Origin of the sequence: Cryobacterium aureum (assembly GCF_002954245.1) — a bacterium.
GTDB lineage: Bacteria > Actinomycetota > Actinomycetes > Actinomycetales > Microbacteriaceae > Cryobacterium > Cryobacterium aureum.
Genome location: NZ_PPTG01000025.1, coordinates 1 through 18,659 on the forward strand (window position 1 = coordinate 1; position 18,659 = coordinate 18,659).

Here is an 18,659-nt window from a genome sequence, read left to right on the forward strand (position 1 = left end):
GACCCGAGGCGCCGACCCGCCCCGCCCGACCCGAGCCGCTGACTCGAGCCGCTGACTCGAGCCGCTGACCCGAGCCGCTGACCCGAGCCGCTGACCCGAGCCGCCGGCCCGACCGACCGGCCCGACCGACCGGCCAGACCGCCCGGCCATACCGCCCGGCCAGATCTAACTCAGCACACCGCGCGGGCCACAAGCGCCAGGCGCATCCGACCCAGGCGATCGACGCTGTCGGCGAGGCCACCGGGCCGTGCGCGCAGCAGCCAGGTCTGTCTGTGCTCCTCGATCAGGGCGTCGAAGCGGTGCAGCAGAACGCGGGCCTCCGCAGCCGGCACCGTGTCGATGCCGCCCGGGCGCAGCCGCAGAATATCTGCCCCAAACCGGGCGAAGCGAATGGCGAGGCGGGTTTCGCGCACGATCGAGTCGCCGTCCAGGGCCGCCGGGTTGGCCCCGTCGAGATCGTTGAGGCCCTGGGCCAGGATAGCGTCGGCGCGTTCGATGCCGGCCGCGCCCGGCCAGGAATCGGCGGCGAGCCGCCCGCCCTGGTGCAGCACGGTGAAGAGCTGGCTCGCGTTGAGCAGCGGGGCGTCGAGGGCGTGGGTGGCCCGCCCAATGTCGACGAGCACCCGTCCGGTAATACCGCTTTGGTCCAGAACGACGTGCCGGTTGAGCACGTCCGCGAGATCGAGGTCTCTGTTGCCCGCGAGGTTCCAGCTCACGGCACCGCCAAACAGCAGTGGGGCGAACGAGATTGCCGGCGGGTCGTACGAGCCATTGTCGCCCCAGGACGTATTAATGTACCCGGTGGCGTGAAACTCGAGGCCGATCTCGGCTGCGTCGATCATGTTGGCCACACCGTTGTCGATGCGACCGGTGAAGGACTGCCAGGCGCTTGTGCCGGGGGCGACCCAAAAGTTTTCCTCGGCCTCGGTGAGCACAATGGCTCGACCCCGAAAACCGCTCTGCAGCTCGGTCACGTCGAGGTCGCTGCCCGCCCAGAGCTCACGCTGGGCGTCGGTAGCGCGTTCGACAACGGCACGAGTGAGCTCGGCCGAATCGTACTGCCAGACCACGGGGATGGCGCCGGCTGGCACCTGCCCCATCAATTCGGGGTGGTTGCCGAAGACGTCCGCCCAGAACTCCACTTCGTATCCCTGCTCGGTCCAATGCCGCAGCACCCGGGAGACGTAGTCGAAGTAGACCGGCCCTCGGCCGCGCTCGCTCACCTCGGCTGCACTCACGCCGAGGCCCAGCTCCCACGGTTCGTCGGCGCCCACGTTGACGCGCTGGGAGCGAAAGAGGGGCAGCAGCTCGGTGAGAAGTTCGTTGACAAAATCGGCGTTCTCTGCCGTGGGCGCCAGGGTGCTGGAGGCGCGGTGCCCGCCCATCCGTTCGAAACCCTCGATGTTTTCGGCGCGGTGGGCGTAGGGCGCATGCTTAAGCCACCGTTCCATGTGCCCGAGGGTGTTTTGATTGGGCACGAGGGCGATGCCACGACGGGCACACTGGTCGTCGATCCACCGCACGTCGTCGATGGTGAGAGCGGATGCTTCAGCCCAGACGGATCCGTGCTCGGCGTAGGCGAAAGTGTGCTCGGTGTACAGCTCCAGCTGGTTGATCCGGGCGAGATCGAGCAACTCGATCAGACGCAGGAGGGTACGCCGAGTCGGTACCCGGTCGCGGCTGATATCGAGCATGAAGCCGCGCACGGCGAAGTCGGGCCAGTCTTCGACGACGACGCCGACGGTAGCGAAATCGCGGTAGGCGCGCAGCTGATCGAGCGCCTGTTGGGCGTAGCGCAGCCCAGCGGCGTCGGCGTGCTGCAGAAGAATGCCCGCGGGGGAGGTCTGCAGGCGAAACCCGTCGGTGGGCAGGGTGAGGTCTACCTCCGCCCGAAGCGCGGCGCCGGTGCCTGGCCCAGAACCCGGGGTCTCTTCAATGCTGCGCGGGTGGGGAAAGAGCGAGAAAGTGAGCGACACGGGGTCCAATCGGTGAAGGAACGCGGGCACCGACTGTGCAGGAACGCATCACGATCGGTGCCCGAACAGGGCGGACGAGGTTTGTATGGAAAGCGTACTAAACCGAGTGGCCAGATGACAGACCCCAACCCGAATTCGTGCCACAGCCTGACGCGGTTCCAAACAAATACGCCGATTTTCATTGACGGGAATTTGTTTAGATGATGTACTAACAAAAATACTTCATCCGTTTCGTGCTCGTCAGCTCGCGTCACCAAGGAGACTTCTATGAAAATGTCCCGCAAGATCAGCGCCGCGATCGGCCTGGCCCTTACCGGCTCCGTGTTGCTGGCCGGCTGCAGCGCCGGCTCCACCGACGCGAACGCGAACGAAGACCTCACGGTCTGGTTCATGCGTGAGGATGTTCCCCAGGTGGCCCAGGACTGGCTGGTCGACGAATGGGCCGACAGTCACGACGGCGCCACGCTCACGATCGAAATCCAGGACTGGGACGGCATCGTCACCAAGCTGCAGACCACCCTGGCCAGCCCCAGCCAGACGCCCGACCTCGTCGAGTTCGGCAACTCTCAGGTAATCACCTTCAGCGCCGCCGGGGCGCTGAGTGACATCACGGATATGACAGACGAACTGGGCGGCTCAGACCTCATCCCGAGCCTCGTCGAGGCCGGCACCTACGACGACGCCCTGTACGCGGCACCGTTTTTCGCGGGCTCGCGCATCGTCTACTACCGTAAGTCGCTCTTCCAAGCCGCTGGTATCGCGGTGCCGACCACGATCGCCGAGGTTGCCGAGGCTGCCATCACCCTGCAGCAGGCCAATCCGGAGGGCGTAGACAACTTCTCCGGCATCTTCCTGCCGGCCAAGGACTTCGGCGCTGCCCAGGGCTGGATCTACACCCACGGCAGCACCTTCGCCGAGCTCGACGGTGACACCTGGAAGGGCACGCTCTCGACTCCGGAGGGCATCGCCGCCCTCGAGGACCTGCAAAATATCTACCTGAACGGCGTGGCGGATGCCGATACCGCCACACTGGACGAGGCCCGTCAGCCGGCCGTGCGCTACAACGCCGGCCAGGCTGGTATGTTCGTGGCGCTCAACAACGCCTACGCCAAGATCGATCCTGCTCTGCTTGAAGACACGGGCGTCTTCGCCCTCCCCGGCATCGCAGCCGGCAGCACCGGCAAGGCTTTTGCGGGCGGGTCGAACATCGCCATCCCGGCGCAGTCGCCCAAGCAGGAACTCGCCCGTGAGGCCCTCGCGCTCACCTTAGGTGAGACTTTCCAGAGCTACTTCGCCTCAGACGGCGGCTGGGTTCCCGGCAACATCAGCTATGCCGCACCGCTCGAAGCCACCGAGGTCGGCAAGGTTGAGGTGCAGGCCGTTGAAGCCTCGGCCATGACTCCCTCGGCCGAAGGCTGGGCCACCGTCGAAGGCAACGACGTGATCCGCGACCTGCTCACCCAGCTCGCCCAGGGCGGCGACGTTAGCCAGCTCGCGGCCGACACCGACGCCATGATCGAGAGCCTGCTCAACTAACATCCGGGCCGCACCCCGAACGGTGCGGCCCGCCCTTAGTCCGTCGCATCGACGCGCCACCCGCCCTGTTGTGAAAGGAGGTCAGGCATGACACTCAGTCGCGCTCAGCCCCGCACCCTCGCTGCCCCCGCACCGAGGAAGTCCGTCACCGGTCGCTCTCCGGCCCTGATCCCGTTGCTGCTCGGCCTGCCGGCGTTGCTGATCGTGATCGTGTCCCAGGGGTATCCCCTGGCCAACCAGTTCATCATGTCCTTCCAGAAATTCGGCCTGAAGCAGCAGTTCGGCCAGCCGGCCGACTGGGTGGGGCTCGACAACTACGCTGCCGTGACCGCCGACCCGGTGTTCTGGGTTGTCCTGGTGCGGTCCCTGGTGTTCTGCTTCGCCTGCGCCGGCCTCACCATGGCCATCGGTGTGTCCACGGCGCTGCTGCTCACCCGGCTGACCAAACCGGTGCGCATCCTGGTACAGAGCGCCATGCTCGTGGCTTGGGCGACTCCCGTACTGTCGTCCCTCACGGTGTGGCAATGGCTTTTCAATACCCGCACCGGCGTCGTCAACTGGCTGCTCGTGTCTCTGGGCTTCGAGCAGTTCGACGGTTTCGCCTGGCTGCTCGAGGCTGGCAGCTTCTTCGTGATCGCCGGGGCGGTCATTATCTGGATGAGCGTGCCCCTGGTCATGTTCATGGTCTACGCCTCACTCACCCAGATTGATGGGGAAATCCTCGAGGCGGCACAGCTCGACGGCGCCACCGGTTGGCAGCGTTTCCGAAACATAATTGTGCCGGGTATTGCGCCGGTGCTCATGCTCGTCGGCCTGCTGCAGATCATCTGGGACATCCGGGTCTTCACCCAAATCTCGGTGCTGCAGGACTCCGGCGGAGTGTCCGCCGACACCAACGTGCTCGGCACCTACGTGTACCAGATCGGGCTCGGCCAGGGCGACTACGGTGCCGGGTCGGCCGTCGCTATGATCATGCTGCTCATCACTCTCATCATCAGCTGGGGTTACGTGCGTTCCCTCGTCAAGCAAGGAAACGTCTCATGACATCGACCCTGGTGAGAAGCGCCCAGATTCACTCCGGAACCGGCAGCACCGCCGTCGGGCGTCGCCGTCGTCTCGGCCGCATCGGCATCAATATTGGCGGTGTGGCCCTCGCCGTGCTCTGGGCCTTTCCGGTCTACTGGATGATCAACAGCAGTTTTCAGACCGACGCCGCTCTTTACGGGGCGACACCGCAATTCCTTCCCTTCCCCCTGGACCTCTCCAACTACGCGACCATCATCGGGGATGCCTCCTTCTGGTCTGCCATGCGAGTCAGCGCGCTCGTCACCGCTATCTCCGTGGTCGTAGCCCTGTTCAGCGCGTTTCTGGCTGCCGTGGCCCTCAGCCGGTTCCGTTTTCGCAGCCGCACAGCAATGGTCATCGTGGTTCTCGTGATCCAGATGATCCCGGCTGAGGCCCTCTTCATCTCCCAGTACCGCATGCTCGACAGCTGGGACATGATCAACAGCATCATCGGTCTCAGCCTGCTCTACGCGGGCCACTCCGTTCCCATCACGATCTGGATGCTCAAGGGCTTCGTCGACGGCATCCCCATCGAGCTCGAGGAGGCGGCGATGATCGACGGATGCAGCCGCTTCGGTGCCTTCCTCCGCATCACCTTTCCCCTGCTGGCACCCGGCATGGTGGCGTCGGGAATCTTTGCCCTGCTGGCCTCCTGGAACGAGTACACCCTGGCCCTCGTCATCATGAAAGAAAGCAGTGCCGCGACGTTGCCGCTGTGGCTCAAGCGATTCAACGTCACCTACGAGGCCACCGACTGGGGCGCCATCATGGCCGGTTCCGCGCTGATCGCCATACCGGTCATCATCGTCTTCCTTATCGTGCAGGGCCGCATGGCCACCGGCCTCGTTGCTGGCGCAGTGAAAGGCTGATGGTGATTCCTGCAGTGGATGCTCCGGTTCCCGACCAGCGGATGCCGCCCGGCGCCGCCGTTCTCGACGCCTCGCCCTATGTGGCCATCGACATCGGTGGCTCGGGCTCCCGTGTTTACGTCGGTTCCGCGCACGCGCCCACGTTGGCGGCCAACCTTGAGCTGGCGAGCGCGACCGGGCCATCCGTTATGGTCGGCCCCTCCGGCATCGACGTCGAAGCGCTCATCGGCACCCTCGTCGGCCTCGGCGACCAGCTGCGGCGCGCCCAAGGCCTCGGCTCACCGCTCGCTGTGGTCGTGGGCATGAGCGGCCTCATGGAACTTGTCGACCGGCCCACGCGCGTCACCGACGCCATCGCCGCGCTCTGGCCACAAGCCCGCACAGTGGTCGCCTCCGATTCCGTCACCGCCCTGGTGGGTGCGCTCGGCATCGGCGGGGGAGTCGTCGTGGCCGCCGGCACCGGCGTTGTTGGGCTCGGCAGCGACCTCAACACCGTCTGGAACCGTGTCGACGGCTGGGGCCACCTTCTCGGAGACACCGGTGGTGGCGCCTGGATCGGGATGCAGGGTCTACAGGCGGCGGTGCGCGCCTACGACGGCCGCTCGGGAGGTTCGGCGCTTCTGCTGGGGCTCGCTACCCGCGACCTCGGCGAGGTGCACGATCTGCCCCGGCTGCTGTACACCCGCGACGACCGTGCCGGGATCATGGCCACGTTCGTGCCCGCGATGGTCGAGGCCGCCAACGCCGGTGACGCCGTGGCCGCAGCGGTGTGGCACCGCGCCGGCCAGGCGCTGGCCGAAACGGCTCAGGCGGCGCTGACCCCCGAGCTGCCCCAGCGCGTTGCCCTGGTCGGTGGTCTGCTGGCGGCCGGGCGACTGCTCACCGATCCCTTCAACGCCGCAGCGGAACGGCTCCTCCCCGGGGTGCATGTGCACCTGGGCGGGGGCGGCTCACTCCAGGGAGCAGCAGTACTGGCCCGGCACCTCGTGCTGAATCCCGGTGCGGTGCCGCACCATCCGCCTTTCATCACGACGGTCCTGCCGGCAGCCGACTGACCTGGCCGTCGTGCGGCACCGCGCACGAGTTCGTCAATGTCTACAGCCAGCCCGCCAGCACCGCCGACTGGGAGACGACAAAGACGAGTGCGGCGAGCCCGATCAGCAGGGCGGTGAGCGTCACCGCCGCCACGGCCTTGCCCCCGCTGATGGCCGCGGTCGGGTTGTCCATCAGGGCCCTTGTGGCCCGGTGGTAGCGGATCGAGGTGAACGCATAGGCACCGCCGACGAGTGCGAGAGTGGGCACGCCGATCAGCACTGCCATCAGCGGGTCGGTGATGGCGCCGAATCGAATCGAGACGGCGACTCCCAGCGCGAGCACGAGGCAGGTGCGTCGCCAGGCGAGGAGCGTGCGCTCCGGCTGCAGCCCCGACTCGAAAATTCGCATCCCGCTCACACCAGCAGGCTCCCGATGATGATGCCGACGATCGCGATGGCCGCGCCACTGGTGATGATGGCTCCGACGGCGAGCCCGGGCAGTGGCTGCACCAGGCGCATGGACCGCTCGGTTGCGGCCCACGACCACCAGGCGTGCACGATCGACACCAGACCGAGTGCAATGAAGATGAGCGCCGAGGCGAGGCGGATCTCGGCCTGGATCGGGGCATCCAGCGCTTCCAGCGCAACGCCGGCGAGCAGCAGCGCGAGGGACGTTCGAATCCAGGCCAGAAAGGTGCGCTCGTTGGCGAGGCTGAAACGTGGATCGGGCTCGTCGCCAACCTCAAAGACCTTGCGCGGAAACCGTGATCTCATATCCTCCGAGCATACCGGTGGGCAATGGCGGCCGTGCGGCGACCTGGGTGCGGCATCCGTCAGCGCGAGAGGCACAAGCAAAACGCGTGAACCCGCGCTGCCGACCTGCCGACCTGCCGACCTGACGACCCGCCGACCCGTGACTTTCCCCCACCGACCCGTGGGCAAAGTCATATGGTCGTAGCAACGCTCTACTGAATGGAGTGTTCCCTGCTCTGCGAAGCCGCCCGGCAGCGCTATTGACACAAGGAAAGCGCGTGAAACGATTGCCGACCTATCCACGACGCAAACCGTCCGCCATACCGGCGATGGCATCGGCGATCCCGTCCGAACGTGCGACTCTGGCTGCCACAGGCTCGGTCGAGATCGATCCGAGCTCGGCGGCACTGGCGTCACCGAGACCGCAGGTGAGCACTCGGATGCCTTTGTCAGCGAGGCGCCGAGCTTCGCGAACGGCCGTGCCAGCATCCCCGAGATCGCCATCGCCAAAAATTGCGATGACCCGGTCTCCAGTCCGGCCCTCGAACTGCGATTCGCACTGGTGCAACGCCGGGACGATGTTGTTTCCGCCGCTTGCAAACGCCGTCGAGAACAGGGCGTCCGCAGCCCGCGGATCGCGCGACAGCTCTGTATGGCCGGCGACCCCAAGATGCCAGAGCAGTCCTGCCACGTCGTAGCCAGCTGCGACCGCTTCAGCGACGAAACGATGGCAACCGCTCACGGCCTGCGGCAGGCGAGCTCCGGACATAGATCCGCTTACGTCCAGACACAGAATGACGGAACCGCCAAACTGATCCTGTAGAGCCGCGAACTCGCGACCCACGGGGTACTGCGTCAATCCGACCGCGTCGAAGTTCTTCTTGGTCCACTGCACGTTAACCCCTCACCATCAGTCCGGACACCGCACGTTGCTGTTGTTCGGATTCATTGCCATCGGCCACGCCTTCCATGTAGGACTCCAATGTGAGTTCTTGTCCGGAACGGGGTTCGCGGGCAATGCACGAGATACGACCGTCGAGACCGACGGTGAGCTGCACCTCGATTGGGGAGCCGGCCGGGAGGCTCGCTGGCAGACCGGTCAGCTCGCCATCCAGAATTCGTCGGTTGAACGATAAATCCGGTGCAGAAACCGCTCCGGCCTGCTCCATGAGTTCAATTCGAACCTTTGACTGGCCGTCAACGACTGTCGCGAATCGAGCGGTGACCCCCGCTACCGGAAGCGCTGTATTCGAATCGATCAGGTGCTTCACCATGACGCGTTTGCCCTCGGGGTCCGTGCTGTCGTGCAATTTGATGCCGAGTGCTCTGGCGAGCACGGATTGCAACGGGGCACTATCCAGGATTCGCTCGGCCGTGGAACTGCCCAGAAGCCTGTTCTCGGTTGCGGGTTCAGTGCGCCTCAGCAGTGCTCGGCAGTGGATCGCCGCACCTTTGGCAACCGCGGTATCCGGGTCGCTGAGGCGCACCGGGAGACGCAAATGCCCCTCGAGCGCCGAGGTGACGGCGGGCATTCGCGACGACCCGCCGGTGAGCAGTACCTGGGACGGACGTGAGGCACCCTTCGCGATCGCAGCGGCGATAGCGCGATCGACAACCGTGAGCGTCTCATTGACCAGATTTGCCGTCGCTGCAGTGAACTCTGCGCGCTCCACGGCCACCTTCGCCGATTGGCCCTCGCGACGCAGGGGGAGCGACGCTGTCTCTGTTCGTGACAACTTCTTCTTGACGTCTTCCGCGAGCGCATACACGCTGAGTATGAATTCCTCGTCGTCGAGCGCGCCGTCATCGCCCGTGGCCGTGACGTAGCGGCCGATGAGGAGATCGCCGAGTATCTGGTCGAAGTCGACTCCTCCCAATTGGCTCGCGCCATCGACCGACACGACCTTGGGCCCGCCAGCGGTCAGCTCGATGACCGTGGCATCGAAGGTTCCGCCGCCGAGGTCGTAAACGAGAACCGACCCTCGATCGGTTGCCCCAACTCCGACACCGTAGGAGAGTGCGGCGGCGACCGGCTCTGCGACCAGGTCGATGGTCGACAGCCCGGCAATCTTGGCGGCAGCCGCAGTTGCCTCACGCTCGGTCGTGCCGAAATAGGCGGGAACCGTCACGACCGCGACGAGGTCCGCGGGGTCGACCCCCAGCTCACGGCTCGCGCTCTGCGCGAGCGCCCGCAGGATAATGGCCGAAATGCCCTCCGGTCCATAGGTCTCGCCATCGAAGGTCAGCGCAAAATCGCGTCCCATTTCACGTTTGATTTTGGCCACCACACGATCGGGCTGCACCGACACGCTCGCCTTAGCCTCGGTGCCGACGACGACACGGCCCGCAGCTTCGAAGTACACGACCGACGGCGTCAGTGCCGCGCCTTCGTCGTTGTCGAGCAACCTGATGGAACCGTCGTCGCTGACGTGCGCGACCACGGAGAAAGTCGTGCCGAGGTCGATGCCGATGGGAATCTTCATGGTTGTCCTTAGGTCGTCTAACGGCTGATGCCGGCGCGGTTGAGAAGATGGTCGGCAACGTCGGCCGTGAGTCGAAAGCGAGCGACGGCCTGGTCGACCTGGCAGCGAATCACGGTGTCCGTCCCGGACTCGCCGAGCAGTGCGCCCAACCGCTTCCGCTCGGTGATAGCCCAGTCCGCAACGGAAGAGAGATCTGACCGCCATGTCGGGGCCGCCAGGGCGAGTAGCCCGGTTCGAGGGCCGTCTTGGGCTGCCCGCCACGCGGGCACGCGCACATGGCAGGCCCGTCCGCAATCCGGGCACAAAAAGTTCGATCCCGTTCTGGGAACCGAGAAAGCCGTGGCGGTACCCGGGAACGGTGGTGCCTCCGCGAGCCAGATCGCGAACACGGTCGAGAGCTGACCGGCGACCGCAGCTGCGCGCGGGAGCAGGCCTTCCTGACGCTCGGCAACGAACAGTCGGCGTAGCCCGGCCCACGCCAGGCAGTCCGCGCGCACGTTCAGGCTTCGCTCATGAACCCGGAGCCGACGGAGAACCGCGTTGCGGGCATTATCGGCGTGATCTTCATCCCCCACGCGGCACGCCAGCACGAAAAGCGCCATCAACGGGTCCGCGAGCTCAGCCGCTCGCCACGCGCCGAAATGCTGCTCAGGGGCGGCCCCGCCACAACACGGCCAGTTTGCGACAGCTCTCGTGACCGTGCGGAGCCGCGCCGGGAGGTCAGTCGGTGTAGCCGGATCGATCGCGATCGTCTGCGGCGAGGGCTCCTGCCTCGTTGACAGGATCGCCTGCCCGCGAGCCAGGCTCCCGAGCAGACCGACCTCGCTTTCGCGCAGCCCGACGCTCGTTCCGGCTGTGCGCTGATCTTCGGCCGCGACCGTTCTATGGATGATTTTCAGGTTGGTGTTTCGCACGACGTCGGCAGCGACCTTCGCCGGACTCTGATCCACCACAATGACCTGTTCGCCGAAACTGCGCACTTCGGCGAGCATGCTCGTGAGCAATTCCGCAGACGCTGCCTGGGCGCTTCCACCAACTCCGTCGGCGGAGGCGACGGCAACTGGGATCTCCGGCAGCACTCGATGTGCTTCCTCGAGCACCAGCAAGTGCTCCACTGCCTTTGGGCGCTTCCGTGCACGAGCCCGCGACCAGGTCGCGAGGGCCAGGAGCAAAACGACAAATGAACGTTCTTCATCGTCGACGAGGTCCGCAAGGGTGACCACGGTAGGTCTGTCGAAAAGTGCGTCGATCATGGCCGAATTCGACCAGGCAAACCGGTGCGCGCGCGTCGGGGCAAGCAAGAGTTCGAGTCGTGTCAGCAGTGACGCGCGAATGTTCGACTGCGCTTCCGCTGCATAACCAAGGCTGCGCACGAGCGGATCAACCGCGTCGCGAACGTCGTGCAGTTCGGTCCCGTCCGGCCCGCCGGGCTGCATCGCAATACTGTCGAAGAGTTTGGTCACCACGTACGGTGTCGGCGACGGCATACTGAACGAGCCACGAAAAGCCTGGGCAACCTGCATCAGGTGTCGGCGGGGGTCCTCCCCGCGACCGGGTTGCAGCAGATTGAGGCTCAGCTCGCCGCCGGAGACCGACGTGATACCCCCACGGAAGAGCGCCGCCGCACTCGTGTACTCGTCTTTGACCGGATCGATCACGAGAAAGGGAATCCCATGCCCGTTCCAGGCCTCCGCGAGCAAGCGGTGCAGGGTCGTGGTCTTACCTGAGCCTGTAGTGCCCGTTACGAAGGCATGACCCTCCAAGTCGGCGAGACCAATCGTCGCGGGCAAATCGGTCGACCACGAGCGGCCGAGAGTCAGGCTTCGACCGGATGTGTCGGGGCGGCGGGCCGCTGGAGGAGCAGGTCTGACCGCGAGGCCCTGCAACGACGCGCGCGGGGAAGCCAACATCGCGCTGCATTCAGGAGACGACAGCATCGATAACGGGTCAGAGCTGGCCGCAGCATCAATGGGCGCGTCAAAGGCCATAAAGCGCCGCCCCTGCTCTTCCGGAATGGCACCTCGAAGTGCTGCGACGACCTGATGGGTTGTCCATTGTTCCGCGCCGAAGGCCCACGCGGCAGTCTTCCACGCCCCGACGGCACCACCCTGCGCGAGCTGGGCGAGAAGCACGGCCGCCCACTGCTGAACCCGGCTCCATCCGGCCGAGACCGTGGTCACCGTTCTATTGGCGTGCTCCTGGAGTGCGGTCGTCAGGTGCTCGGCCGCGACCTGGCTCAGCGTTACCGCGCTCTGCTGGGCATCGCGCACCTCCAGTTGGTGAACCGAGCGAAACTCAAGCACCACGCACCAGGTTCCGGTGACCGTGGAGAGATGCTCCAGAAGCCCGGTGTGCTGCGGCTTCTGCGCAGATTCGCGCCCCAGCTCAGCCTGAACGCGGTAGCTAATGCCGAAACCCGCCCACGATCGCCAGGCACGCGACGGCACCTCCCAGACAGCGTCGCACCGCGGCGCGATCTGGTTGCGCACGCGCGCGGTGATCGCCGGGTGACCTCCAGACAGATACAAGCGGATGCCCGTCGTCTCACCATGCTGAATCAACACGGTGAAGTTTGCGAGGCCGCCGCCGGCTGAGCCGAGGACGGCGAGAAAGGCATCCACTTCTTCGGCGCTGGGAACAGCCGTGATGCGCAGCCAGGTGTTGTCCCCGGGAACGTTCGGTGCACGGAATCGAGCGCCGGGAGCCGGGTCTGCGCTCAGCGCGCTCAGCGCCCGCTCGGCATCGGGCGTGCCGGACGGCACGCCAACGCCGAGCAGATCGGTCAGGCGCGGATCAGCCATTCGTGGGCGTGTACTCCGCGAGCAGCGCCTCGATCACCTCATCCGCACGGTCGCGAAGGTCAAGCATGCGCCCGCGACCGTTGTCGGCGACGACCCAGGCGCGGGTTCCCATCGGTGCTGAGCCTCGATCGGTGCGCCAGCCGAATAGCCATCCTCGTGCGCGTCGCGCCGCGGCGTAGTTGGCCGGGTTGGAGGCCTCCGAACTCAGATTGCGCAGCTCGCGCCGTGCCTCCTGTTCATCGATCTGAGTCACCATATGCGCGCTCCCCGGTCGTTCCAGGCGATGGCCCGATGAGTGGTGTCGAAGTCGCGAAGCTCCGCATGGATGGTCGTGGGCGTCCAGGGGAACGTGACGTGCCTTTGGGCATCACACACCCGAATCTCGCCGTGATCGTTGGCCACGTTGTAGGCATGGCCACCGGGAACACCGTTGTGGTCGACATATGACGTGTGCACAATCGCGCTGGCACCATGACCGGCTTCCTGCAGCTGAAACCGGAGCAGCTCCGGGTCGCGCGCGTCCTGCATCCGCTCTCCTGCCCATTCCTCGGTGATCGAGGAGGATTCGCCGCTGGGTTCGAGCCCCTCGGGCCCGATCTCGGGTGTGCGTCCGGCAGCTTCCTCGAGCCGTCCGCGCCAGGACTGTTCGAAGCTGCGAGCGCAATCAGCACAGTTCACGTCGTAGATGCGCGAGTGATCGCCGAAATCGGGGTTGACCTGCTCGATCAGTCGATCCGGTGAGGAGAACTCCGGGATCGGCCGCTCGGCGCGCCAATTCGTGCCGCCAATGAACTGCTCGGTGTGCTGCTGACGAAACTCGTACGCCGGGCGCTCTCGGAACGACGGGTTCTCAGCGGCGCTGCCCTCGACGCGTTCGGGTTCGAAATGCTCGAGTGCCGGGGTTGCCTCCATGCGGGCGGGTGCGGGTTCCGATTCGAACGATGTCGATTCCATTCCAGACGCCCTGCTCACCGCGAAAACGCTCCGCCCAAGAAAAGTAGGAGGAACACGAGCATGACCACGAGCACGATCCCGGCGACGGTTCTGGCGGTAGACAGCCGGGCCCGCGGATCGACCCACCCGGTTGTGACGGCTCCCGTGATCTGACTTTCCACGCGGTCGACGCGCAGAACCCTGGCCCGGTCAATCCGGCCGGTGACAATGACATCTTCGCCGAGTTTCAGAAACCCGCCACGTAGTTCACCGCGCAGGATGCAATCGTGGTGAACGCCCCCGACCTCGGTGAGCACAAACGGAGTGGCCGGAATTTCCAGGCGGTTCGGTTGCTCGGTGCGGGAGCCGCCACCCCTGACGCTGGGGATGAGCAGCATCCGCAGCGGGGCGAACAACAGGCCGAGGACTATTCCCAGGGCCCGGAACGGCGCCATGAGGCATCCCTGGCTGAACTGTTTGGACATTGCCGCACCGTTCAGGCTGACCGACTCGAAGCGCTCGGCGCCGATTTCCGTGATGATTCCGCGAATACGAACGTGGAGGGTGCTGGCTGCAGGGCTGGTAGCGGCGTTGGCCACCGGGCCCGGTGCGCCGGTCGGCGGGGTGGCCGACGAATACGATGCAGCGGATGGCGTGGGCGGGGGTGATACCGCCGGCCCAACCGGTGCAGGCGCACCCGTCGGTCGGGGCATCGGGGCCGAATATGCGGCAGAGGGTGCCGGCGCCCCGGCGGAGCCAGCTCGCGGCCGGAACCCGCAGCGCAGGCAAATGCCGGAGGGCGTGAGTGTTCCGGTGCACTTGGGGCATTCAACTTCCATCGGCAGGCTCCCAGGGAAACCGAATGACCCGTGTGATGGTCTGTTGCATATTGCTCAAGGTCAGCCAGAAATCGGAGGCTATTTGCAGGCCTCGGCCACCGTCGAGCAGCCACATGGCCACTGCGGTGAATGCGATGACAACGAGGGCGAAGTGCAGCGCGCTCCAAGTGTCGCGGTAGAGCCGATACGCGAAGGGAATCCCGTTTTTCATGAGTTTGTCTCTCAGACCTTGACTGGATCGGGCGCGACACGTTTCACGGGGATGGTCAGCGCGGTGCCGAGCTTCAACGACGAGCGCGATTGGCCGAGTAGCCAGTCCATGGTCCACCAGGGATTGAGTGGGTCGCGTATGTCGCGTACCTCCATGGAGTCGGCCACGAAGTAGCGCACCTGGCGAAAGTCTTTCTCGAAGCGGCGCACCATCAGCTCGGCACCGTTGGCCACCAGCCAGCTCCGAATGGCGGTGCTCTCGCCGCTCGTGAGCGAGCCGCCGGTGGGTAGACGCACGAGAAGATCGGCCTTCGTGAGCACCACGGCGAGGCCGCGCTTTTCCGTGCGCACCTGGTCGGCACGCATCCGGTCGACGGCAGCTGCATAGGCCTCTTCTTGATCTCCCGACGCCAGGAGCACGCTGTTCGCGAACGACGATCGACGCAGCACAGCGCGGACTTCTGGAAGTGCCAGCGCATCGAGGGCGAGCACAATCCCATTGGCGCTGTCCAGATAGCGCAATTTCGCGGTCTCATTCCAGGTGCTGAATGCCTCACCCGCGACGTCCATGATCTGCGCTTCGACGGTGGTTGATCCGCGCGTGAGAGCGAACGGGAGGCCGACAGGTTGCACGTGAGCGGTCTTCGGGTTCGCCGCGTGCTGCTGGAGGCGCGATTGTGCTTGAACCTGATGCTCCCGTGCCCGGTCATTCAGCGGTGTGAGCGTCCCTCCCAGCTCGGTTAACACTTTTTCCAATTCAATAGTGATCGCATCGAGCAGACGGGATTTGCCGGCCCCCATACTGCCGATCACAGCTAGCTGGATCGTCTGTCGTGCACCGCTGCCGACAACCAGCTCCGAGCCGCAGTAGGGGCAAAACGGTCGAAGCTCGCGCGCCGCGCGCCGAACGGTGTTGGGCAGCTGCTGACCGCACTCGCAACGACGAGAGATCGACCCGAGCGGGCCTGGGAGCATGGTCCAGTGAGTGATCGTGCAGGCTGGCGCGGAACATCGGAAGCCGGGAAGGGTCGACTCGCCGTAACAGTCCGTGCACATCATCGAGGCTCGCTGCCGCCGACGCGCGAGAACGTCGCCAGCGCGCGCGAGCAGTAGAGCCACCTTTTGCAGGATCGTCGACAAGACCCCGATCACGCCCATCACCGCAAACCACGTTGCAGCGGATGCATACAGGCCGACCGTATATCCGCTGGCTCCAGCCCCGATCAGAGCCCACCAGAGCAGTCGAGGCACGCCGCCGAATATTCGCGCCGCGGGCACTTTCTTGGAGCGGGTGCGGAGGGACCCTTTGGCAGCGGTTGGTCCTTTGGCGACGAGCCAGCTCCACAGCCACTTGGTGTGGTCTGCGACTTCCCCGCCGACCGCCTTCGCGTCTTCCTTGGCCTGGTAGGGCATGTAGTTTGGCCAGGCACGGTCCCAGCCGTGCTCGCGATTCGGCCCGGCCGGCTTCGCCCCGGCCACTCGTCCGTCAACAAGATCCTGCGGCACAATCTGCCGTAGGGTTCCGTGCCCTTTGCCGGCCAGCACCCGCAATGGCAGAAGCACGCCGACAATCACGCCCACGATCATGCTTCCGACAAAGACGCAGGCCCAGTAGATGAGTACGAACGACAGCACGCGCACGACGGCGATAAACACGAGCCAGAGCACGAATCCGACGATGGCCACTATGGCCCCTCCGACGAGCAACCACCCCACTAACTCTTCCATGATGACCCCCGGTTGTCCGCGCCGAAGAGGGTTCGCGCTCGCCGCACCGCGCTGCGGGTGAACCGGCCCTTGGCCTGGTCTGCGAGGTAGTCGTCAAGAGATACCCGGCCCTGATCGTCGAGATGCCCGCCGATTTGGACCAGCATCTGGGCACGAAGCTTCTCCGTGCTGTGGTCGTCCCAGACAGTGTCGAGCGCTCGGCGCGCGGCGTCACCCCAGGCGCCGAGATCGGGTTCGAGCAGACGCGCCGAGATGGCGAGCATGTCGGTGCGGCCCATGCGGAGGTAGCGTTCTAAGATTGTCGCCATTCTCTCTTGTAATTCGCGGTCGTGCCCGCGGGCGAGCGTGATAGCGTGCCGCGGATCGGCTGATTCCAGAATCGCCTTGACGATCCATTCTCCGTAGAGGCCCCCGAGATCGTCGTACTCGGCGAGAGCATCGAGGGCCGGGTTGGGGTTGATTTTGCGCTCCGCTGCGGCGCGCTCGAAGAGTGCCAAAACCGCTCTCTGGTGCGCGCTGCGCGCCTGCAGGGAAGCGGGCAGCTCACGCGACTCCACCCTGTCGAGTGCCCGGATAACCAGGGCCCCGCCCCCGTGCGCCCACGTCGGGTGCTGGCGAGTATCGCTGAGATGGGCCTCGATCTCCGCGGCAAGCTGCGGATCGATCGTGCGGTGAGCCTTCAGCCAGCTGACAACTTCAGTGGCACGCAGCCCTTCTCGCGTGCGAAGAAACAGCGGCCAGGCGTCGGCGGCAACGGCCAACTGCATCGTGGCCAATACCTCCATTCGCCGCTCCGGGGTGGCTCCGACGAGCTCACGAGCGCCAAACCAGGCCGTCAGGGGATGCGCGGCATCGAATACCCAGGGCGACGGCGCGAGCCAGGCCCAGGCTCCGGCCTGGAATGAGCGGATGACGGTGGCGTCACCGCTGGACAGGCCCGCGATGAGGCAGGCCGTGACGGCACGGATAACCGCGTCACACTCAACCCAGCGCGTGCTGCGCGCTGCGAGTCCCGGCTCGTGCAGCCACAACTTTGCGAGCCGCTCGATCGGCTCGGCGATCGCATCGGCAGAAATGCCGGTGTTCAACGTTTGCGCGAGTTCGAAAGTGGCTGGCAGGTTCGCCGGTGCGCTGTCCGACAGCACGCCGGCGAGCAGGGATGCGGCATGAGCCCGTGCCTCGGCATCGGGCCAGGTGAGCCGTGCCGCTCCGGCCCGGTTTGCGGTGGCCACAGCCCAGACCGCGGCCGCGGTCGGTCGTGCCGCGGCCCACTCGATCGCTGCGAGGGCGAGGCTCTGTGCCAGTTCCTCGTTGCCGACCAGGCCCGCGGCCCGAACAGCCGCATCGAGCGAGAGCATCTCATCGTCGCCCCCGGGCGGGCAGCTGGCGATGATGTCGGCGAATTCGTCACCGTACGCTTCGAGCTCATCGACGGCTCCGGCCTCCGCCAGCGCGACAACGGCCGCAACAGCCGTGCGCAGTTCGCTCACGCCGACCGTCCTGTCTGACGACGTCATGGTCGTCAGCTCGGCAGCCCGAGCGGCGAGCAGCGAACCCATGGAGCGCGCCCACCGTTTACTCGTCTCGATCGCGTCGAGCGACTCGAATGGGTCTGCCGAGAGAAACCAGCGCGCGTGGCGGGTGGCGGTCTCGCTGGGCGGCACGTCGGTGTGCTCTCGGGCCTCGAGGTCGAGAAGGTTGACCCCGAGCTCGCGGCTTCGGGCCACGGTGAGAGTCGGACTGAGCAGCGGATGAGCGCCAACGATGTGCGCGGAAGCGGCCAGCGGATTCTCAGCGAAGACGCGAAACTCGAGGTCGAGCGCTGCATCTCCGTCGAGGAAATGTGACAGCAGTGAAACCCATCGCATGACCGTGCGCTGATCAGGGTGTTTGATCACGAGGCGAACGCGTGGCGTGGCTTGCGTCTGTTCGAGCATTGTGAGAACGCTCGGCAGCGCTGCGGCGCTCCAAGGGTCGAGCGCGACGAAGCTGTGCAGGGCCGGAATCTCGAAATCCTCCTCGATTTCCAGCGGAGCCAGCCACGGCACAGCGCACTGAGAATGCGGGCGTTCGAAGGACCAGTCCGGCGCCGTAAACAACTGTGCTGGGCGATGGGGCAGCACGTCGGTCACATCCGAGGTCGTCACCGTCACCGTGAGCTGGTTCCCTGGCCGACCACTGATAGTGTCACCGGTGCTGGCACCCCGACTGATATACATGCGGTCACCGTGCCGGGCATAGGCGCACGTCGCCGGGTGTTCCAGCCAATCTCGTGACGGCAGGTTCATCGGCACGGGGTGCTGGAGTTTCTCGCACGAGTACGTCTGGTCGGAAAGTGTCGCGCCCGGAGAGCTCGCGATGAACTGAAAGCCAGATTTGCCGTTCACGGACTCCTGCGTCGAGCAGTCGGTGTATACGAGTACTTCGAACAC

At 65.6% G+C, this 18,659-nt stretch carries 16 protein-coding genes; 4 read left to right on the forward strand and 12 right to left on the reverse strand.

Annotation, left to right across the window (positions count from 1 at the left end):
* Positions 1–170: 170 nt before the first annotated feature.
* Positions 171–1,976 carry a family 20 glycosylhydrolase gene (locus tag CJ028_RS08895; protein ID WP_105034905.1) on the reverse strand — a complete coding sequence of 602 codons (1,806 nt, stop codon included), beginning with the start codon at positions 1,974–1,976 and terminating at the stop codon, positions 171–173.
* 267 nt (positions 1,977–2,243) lie between these two features.
* On the opposite strand from CJ028_RS08895, the gene CJ028_RS08900 reads away from it, so the two are divergent.
* The 4 genes from CJ028_RS08900 (at position 2,244) to CJ028_RS08915 (ending at position 6,501) form a co-directional block, all read left to right on the forward strand.
* Positions 2,244–3,512 (forward strand): extracellular solute-binding protein, encoded by a 1,269-nt coding sequence (locus CJ028_RS08900; RefSeq protein ID WP_105034906.1) that lies wholly within the window; start codon positions 2,244–2,246, stop codon positions 3,510–3,512.
* Between the two features lie 87 nt (positions 3,513–3,599).
* Entirely contained in the window at positions 3,600–4,556 is a 957-nt protein-coding gene (locus CJ028_RS08905) for a carbohydrate ABC transporter permease (protein ID WP_105034907.1), read from the forward strand.
* Complete coding sequence (locus CJ028_RS08910; protein WP_105034908.1) at positions 4,553–5,446, forward strand: carbohydrate ABC transporter permease; 894 nt, start codon at positions 4,553–4,555, stop codon at positions 5,444–5,446. Before CJ028_RS08905 ends, CJ028_RS08910 begins: the two co-directional genes overlap by 4 nt.
* The gene (locus tag CJ028_RS08915; RefSeq protein ID WP_105034909.1) at positions 5,446–6,501 is read left to right on the forward strand and encodes a BadF/BadG/BcrA/BcrD ATPase family protein; all 1,056 of its coding nucleotides are present in this window, start codon (positions 5,446–5,448) and stop codon (positions 6,499–6,501) included. The genes CJ028_RS08910 and CJ028_RS08915 overlap by 1 nt, the downstream gene beginning before the upstream one ends.
* Positions 6,502–6,541: 40 nt before the next feature.
* Here CJ028_RS08915 and CJ028_RS08920 read toward each other — a convergent pair whose 3' ends face one another.
* From CJ028_RS08920 to CJ028_RS08970, 11 genes are all read right to left on the reverse strand, one after another.
* Positions 6,542–6,889, reverse strand: coding sequence for a DUF202 domain-containing protein (locus CJ028_RS08920; protein ID WP_240607184.1), 348 nt, complete (start codon positions 6,887–6,889; stop codon positions 6,542–6,544).
* A gap of 5 nt (positions 6,890–6,894) precedes the next feature.
* The gene (locus CJ028_RS08925; protein WP_105034910.1) at positions 6,895–7,254 is read right to left on the reverse strand and encodes a YidH family protein; all 360 of its coding nucleotides are present in this window, start codon (positions 7,252–7,254) and stop codon (positions 6,895–6,897) included.
* A 274-nt stretch (positions 7,255–7,528) separates the two neighbouring features.
* Entirely contained in the window at positions 7,529–8,128 is a 600-nt protein-coding gene (locus CJ028_RS08930; RefSeq protein ID WP_105034911.1) for a vWA domain-containing protein, read from the reverse strand.
* A gap of 1 nt (position 8,129) precedes the next feature.
* Positions 8,130–9,716 (reverse strand): Hsp70 family protein, encoded by a 1,587-nt coding sequence (locus CJ028_RS08935; RefSeq protein ID WP_161498937.1) that lies wholly within the window; start codon positions 9,714–9,716, stop codon positions 8,130–8,132.
* Between the two features lie 17 nt (positions 9,717–9,733).
* Positions 9,734–12,517: an ATP-binding protein gene (locus tag CJ028_RS08940; RefSeq protein WP_105034913.1), complete on the reverse strand. Its 2,784-nt coding sequence runs from the start codon at positions 12,515–12,517 to the stop codon at positions 9,734–9,736.
* Positions 12,510–12,773: a hypothetical protein gene (locus CJ028_RS08945; RefSeq protein WP_105034914.1), complete on the reverse strand. Its 264-nt coding sequence runs from the start codon at positions 12,771–12,773 to the stop codon at positions 12,510–12,512. The genes CJ028_RS08940 and CJ028_RS08945 overlap by 8 nt, the downstream gene beginning before the upstream one ends.
* The gene (locus CJ028_RS08950) at positions 12,767–13,471 is read right to left on the reverse strand and encodes a toxin glutamine deamidase domain-containing protein (protein ID WP_105034915.1); all 705 of its coding nucleotides are present in this window, start codon (positions 13,469–13,471) and stop codon (positions 12,767–12,769) included. Before CJ028_RS08950 ends, CJ028_RS08945 begins: the two co-directional genes overlap by 7 nt.
* Positions 13,472–13,485: 14 nt before the next feature.
* Positions 13,486–14,163 carry a hypothetical protein gene (locus CJ028_RS08955; protein ID WP_129590443.1) on the reverse strand — a complete coding sequence of 226 codons (678 nt, stop codon included), beginning with the start codon at positions 14,161–14,163 and terminating at the stop codon, positions 13,486–13,488.
* Positions 14,164–14,278: 115 nt separating this feature from the next.
* Positions 14,279–14,500 (reverse strand): hypothetical protein, encoded by a 222-nt coding sequence (locus CJ028_RS08960; RefSeq protein WP_105034917.1) that lies wholly within the window; start codon positions 14,498–14,500, stop codon positions 14,279–14,281.
* A gap of 11 nt (positions 14,501–14,511) precedes the next feature.
* The gene (locus tag CJ028_RS08965; RefSeq protein WP_129590444.1) at positions 14,512–16,227 is read right to left on the reverse strand and encodes a TRAFAC clade GTPase domain-containing protein; all 1,716 of its coding nucleotides are present in this window, start codon (positions 16,225–16,227) and stop codon (positions 14,512–14,514) included.
* On the reverse strand, positions 16,215–18,659 hold the full coding sequence (locus CJ028_RS08970; protein ID WP_105034919.1) for a GAP1-N2 domain-containing protein: 2,445 nt from the start codon (positions 18,657–18,659) through the stop codon (positions 16,215–16,217). The genes CJ028_RS08965 and CJ028_RS08970 overlap by 13 nt, the downstream gene beginning before the upstream one ends.

Coding starts and splice junctions, on each gene's coding strand:
- CJ028_RS08900 (WP_105034906.1), top strand. CDS start 2,244: ATGAAAATGTCCCGCAAGATCAGCGCCGCGATCGGCCTGGCCCTTACC.
- CJ028_RS08905 (WP_105034907.1), top strand. CDS start 3,600: ATGACACTCAGTCGCGCTCAGCCCCGCACCCTCGCTGCCCCCGCACCG.
- CJ028_RS08910 (WP_105034908.1), top strand. CDS start 4,553: ATGACATCGACCCTGGTGAGAAGCGCCCAGATTCACTCCGGAACCGGC.
- CJ028_RS08915 (WP_105034909.1), top strand. CDS start 5,446: ATGGTGATTCCTGCAGTGGATGCTCCGGTTCCCGACCAGCGGATGCCG.
- CJ028_RS08920 (WP_240607184.1), bottom strand. CDS start 6,889: ATGCGAATTTTCGAGTCGGGGCTGCAGCCGGAGCGCACGCTCCTCGCC.
- CJ028_RS08925 (WP_105034910.1), bottom strand. CDS start 7,254: ATGAGATCACGGTTTCCGCGCAAGGTCTTTGAGGTTGGCGACGAGCCC.
- CJ028_RS08935 (WP_161498937.1), bottom strand. CDS start 9,716: ATGAAGATTCCCATCGGCATCGACCTCGGCACGACTTTCTCCGTGGTC.
- CJ028_RS08940 (WP_105034913.1), bottom strand. CDS start 12,517: ATGGCTGATCCGCGCCTGACCGATCTGCTCGGCGTTGGCGTGCCGTCC.
- CJ028_RS08945 (WP_105034914.1), bottom strand. CDS start 12,773: ATGGTGACTCAGATCGATGAACAGGAGGCACGGCGCGAGCTGCGCAAT.
- CJ028_RS08950 (WP_105034915.1), bottom strand. CDS start 13,471: ATGGAATCGACATCGTTCGAATCGGAACCCGCACCCGCCCGCATGGAG.
- CJ028_RS08955 (WP_129590443.1), bottom strand. CDS start 14,163: ATGCCCCGACCGACGGGTGCGCCTGCACCGGTTGGGCCGGCGGTATCA.
- CJ028_RS08960 (WP_105034917.1), bottom strand. CDS start 14,500: ATGAAAAACGGGATTCCCTTCGCGTATCGGCTCTACCGCGACACTTGG.
- CJ028_RS08965 (WP_129590444.1), bottom strand. CDS start 16,227: ATGGAAGAGTTAGTGGGGTGGTTGCTCGTCGGAGGGGCCATAGTGGCC.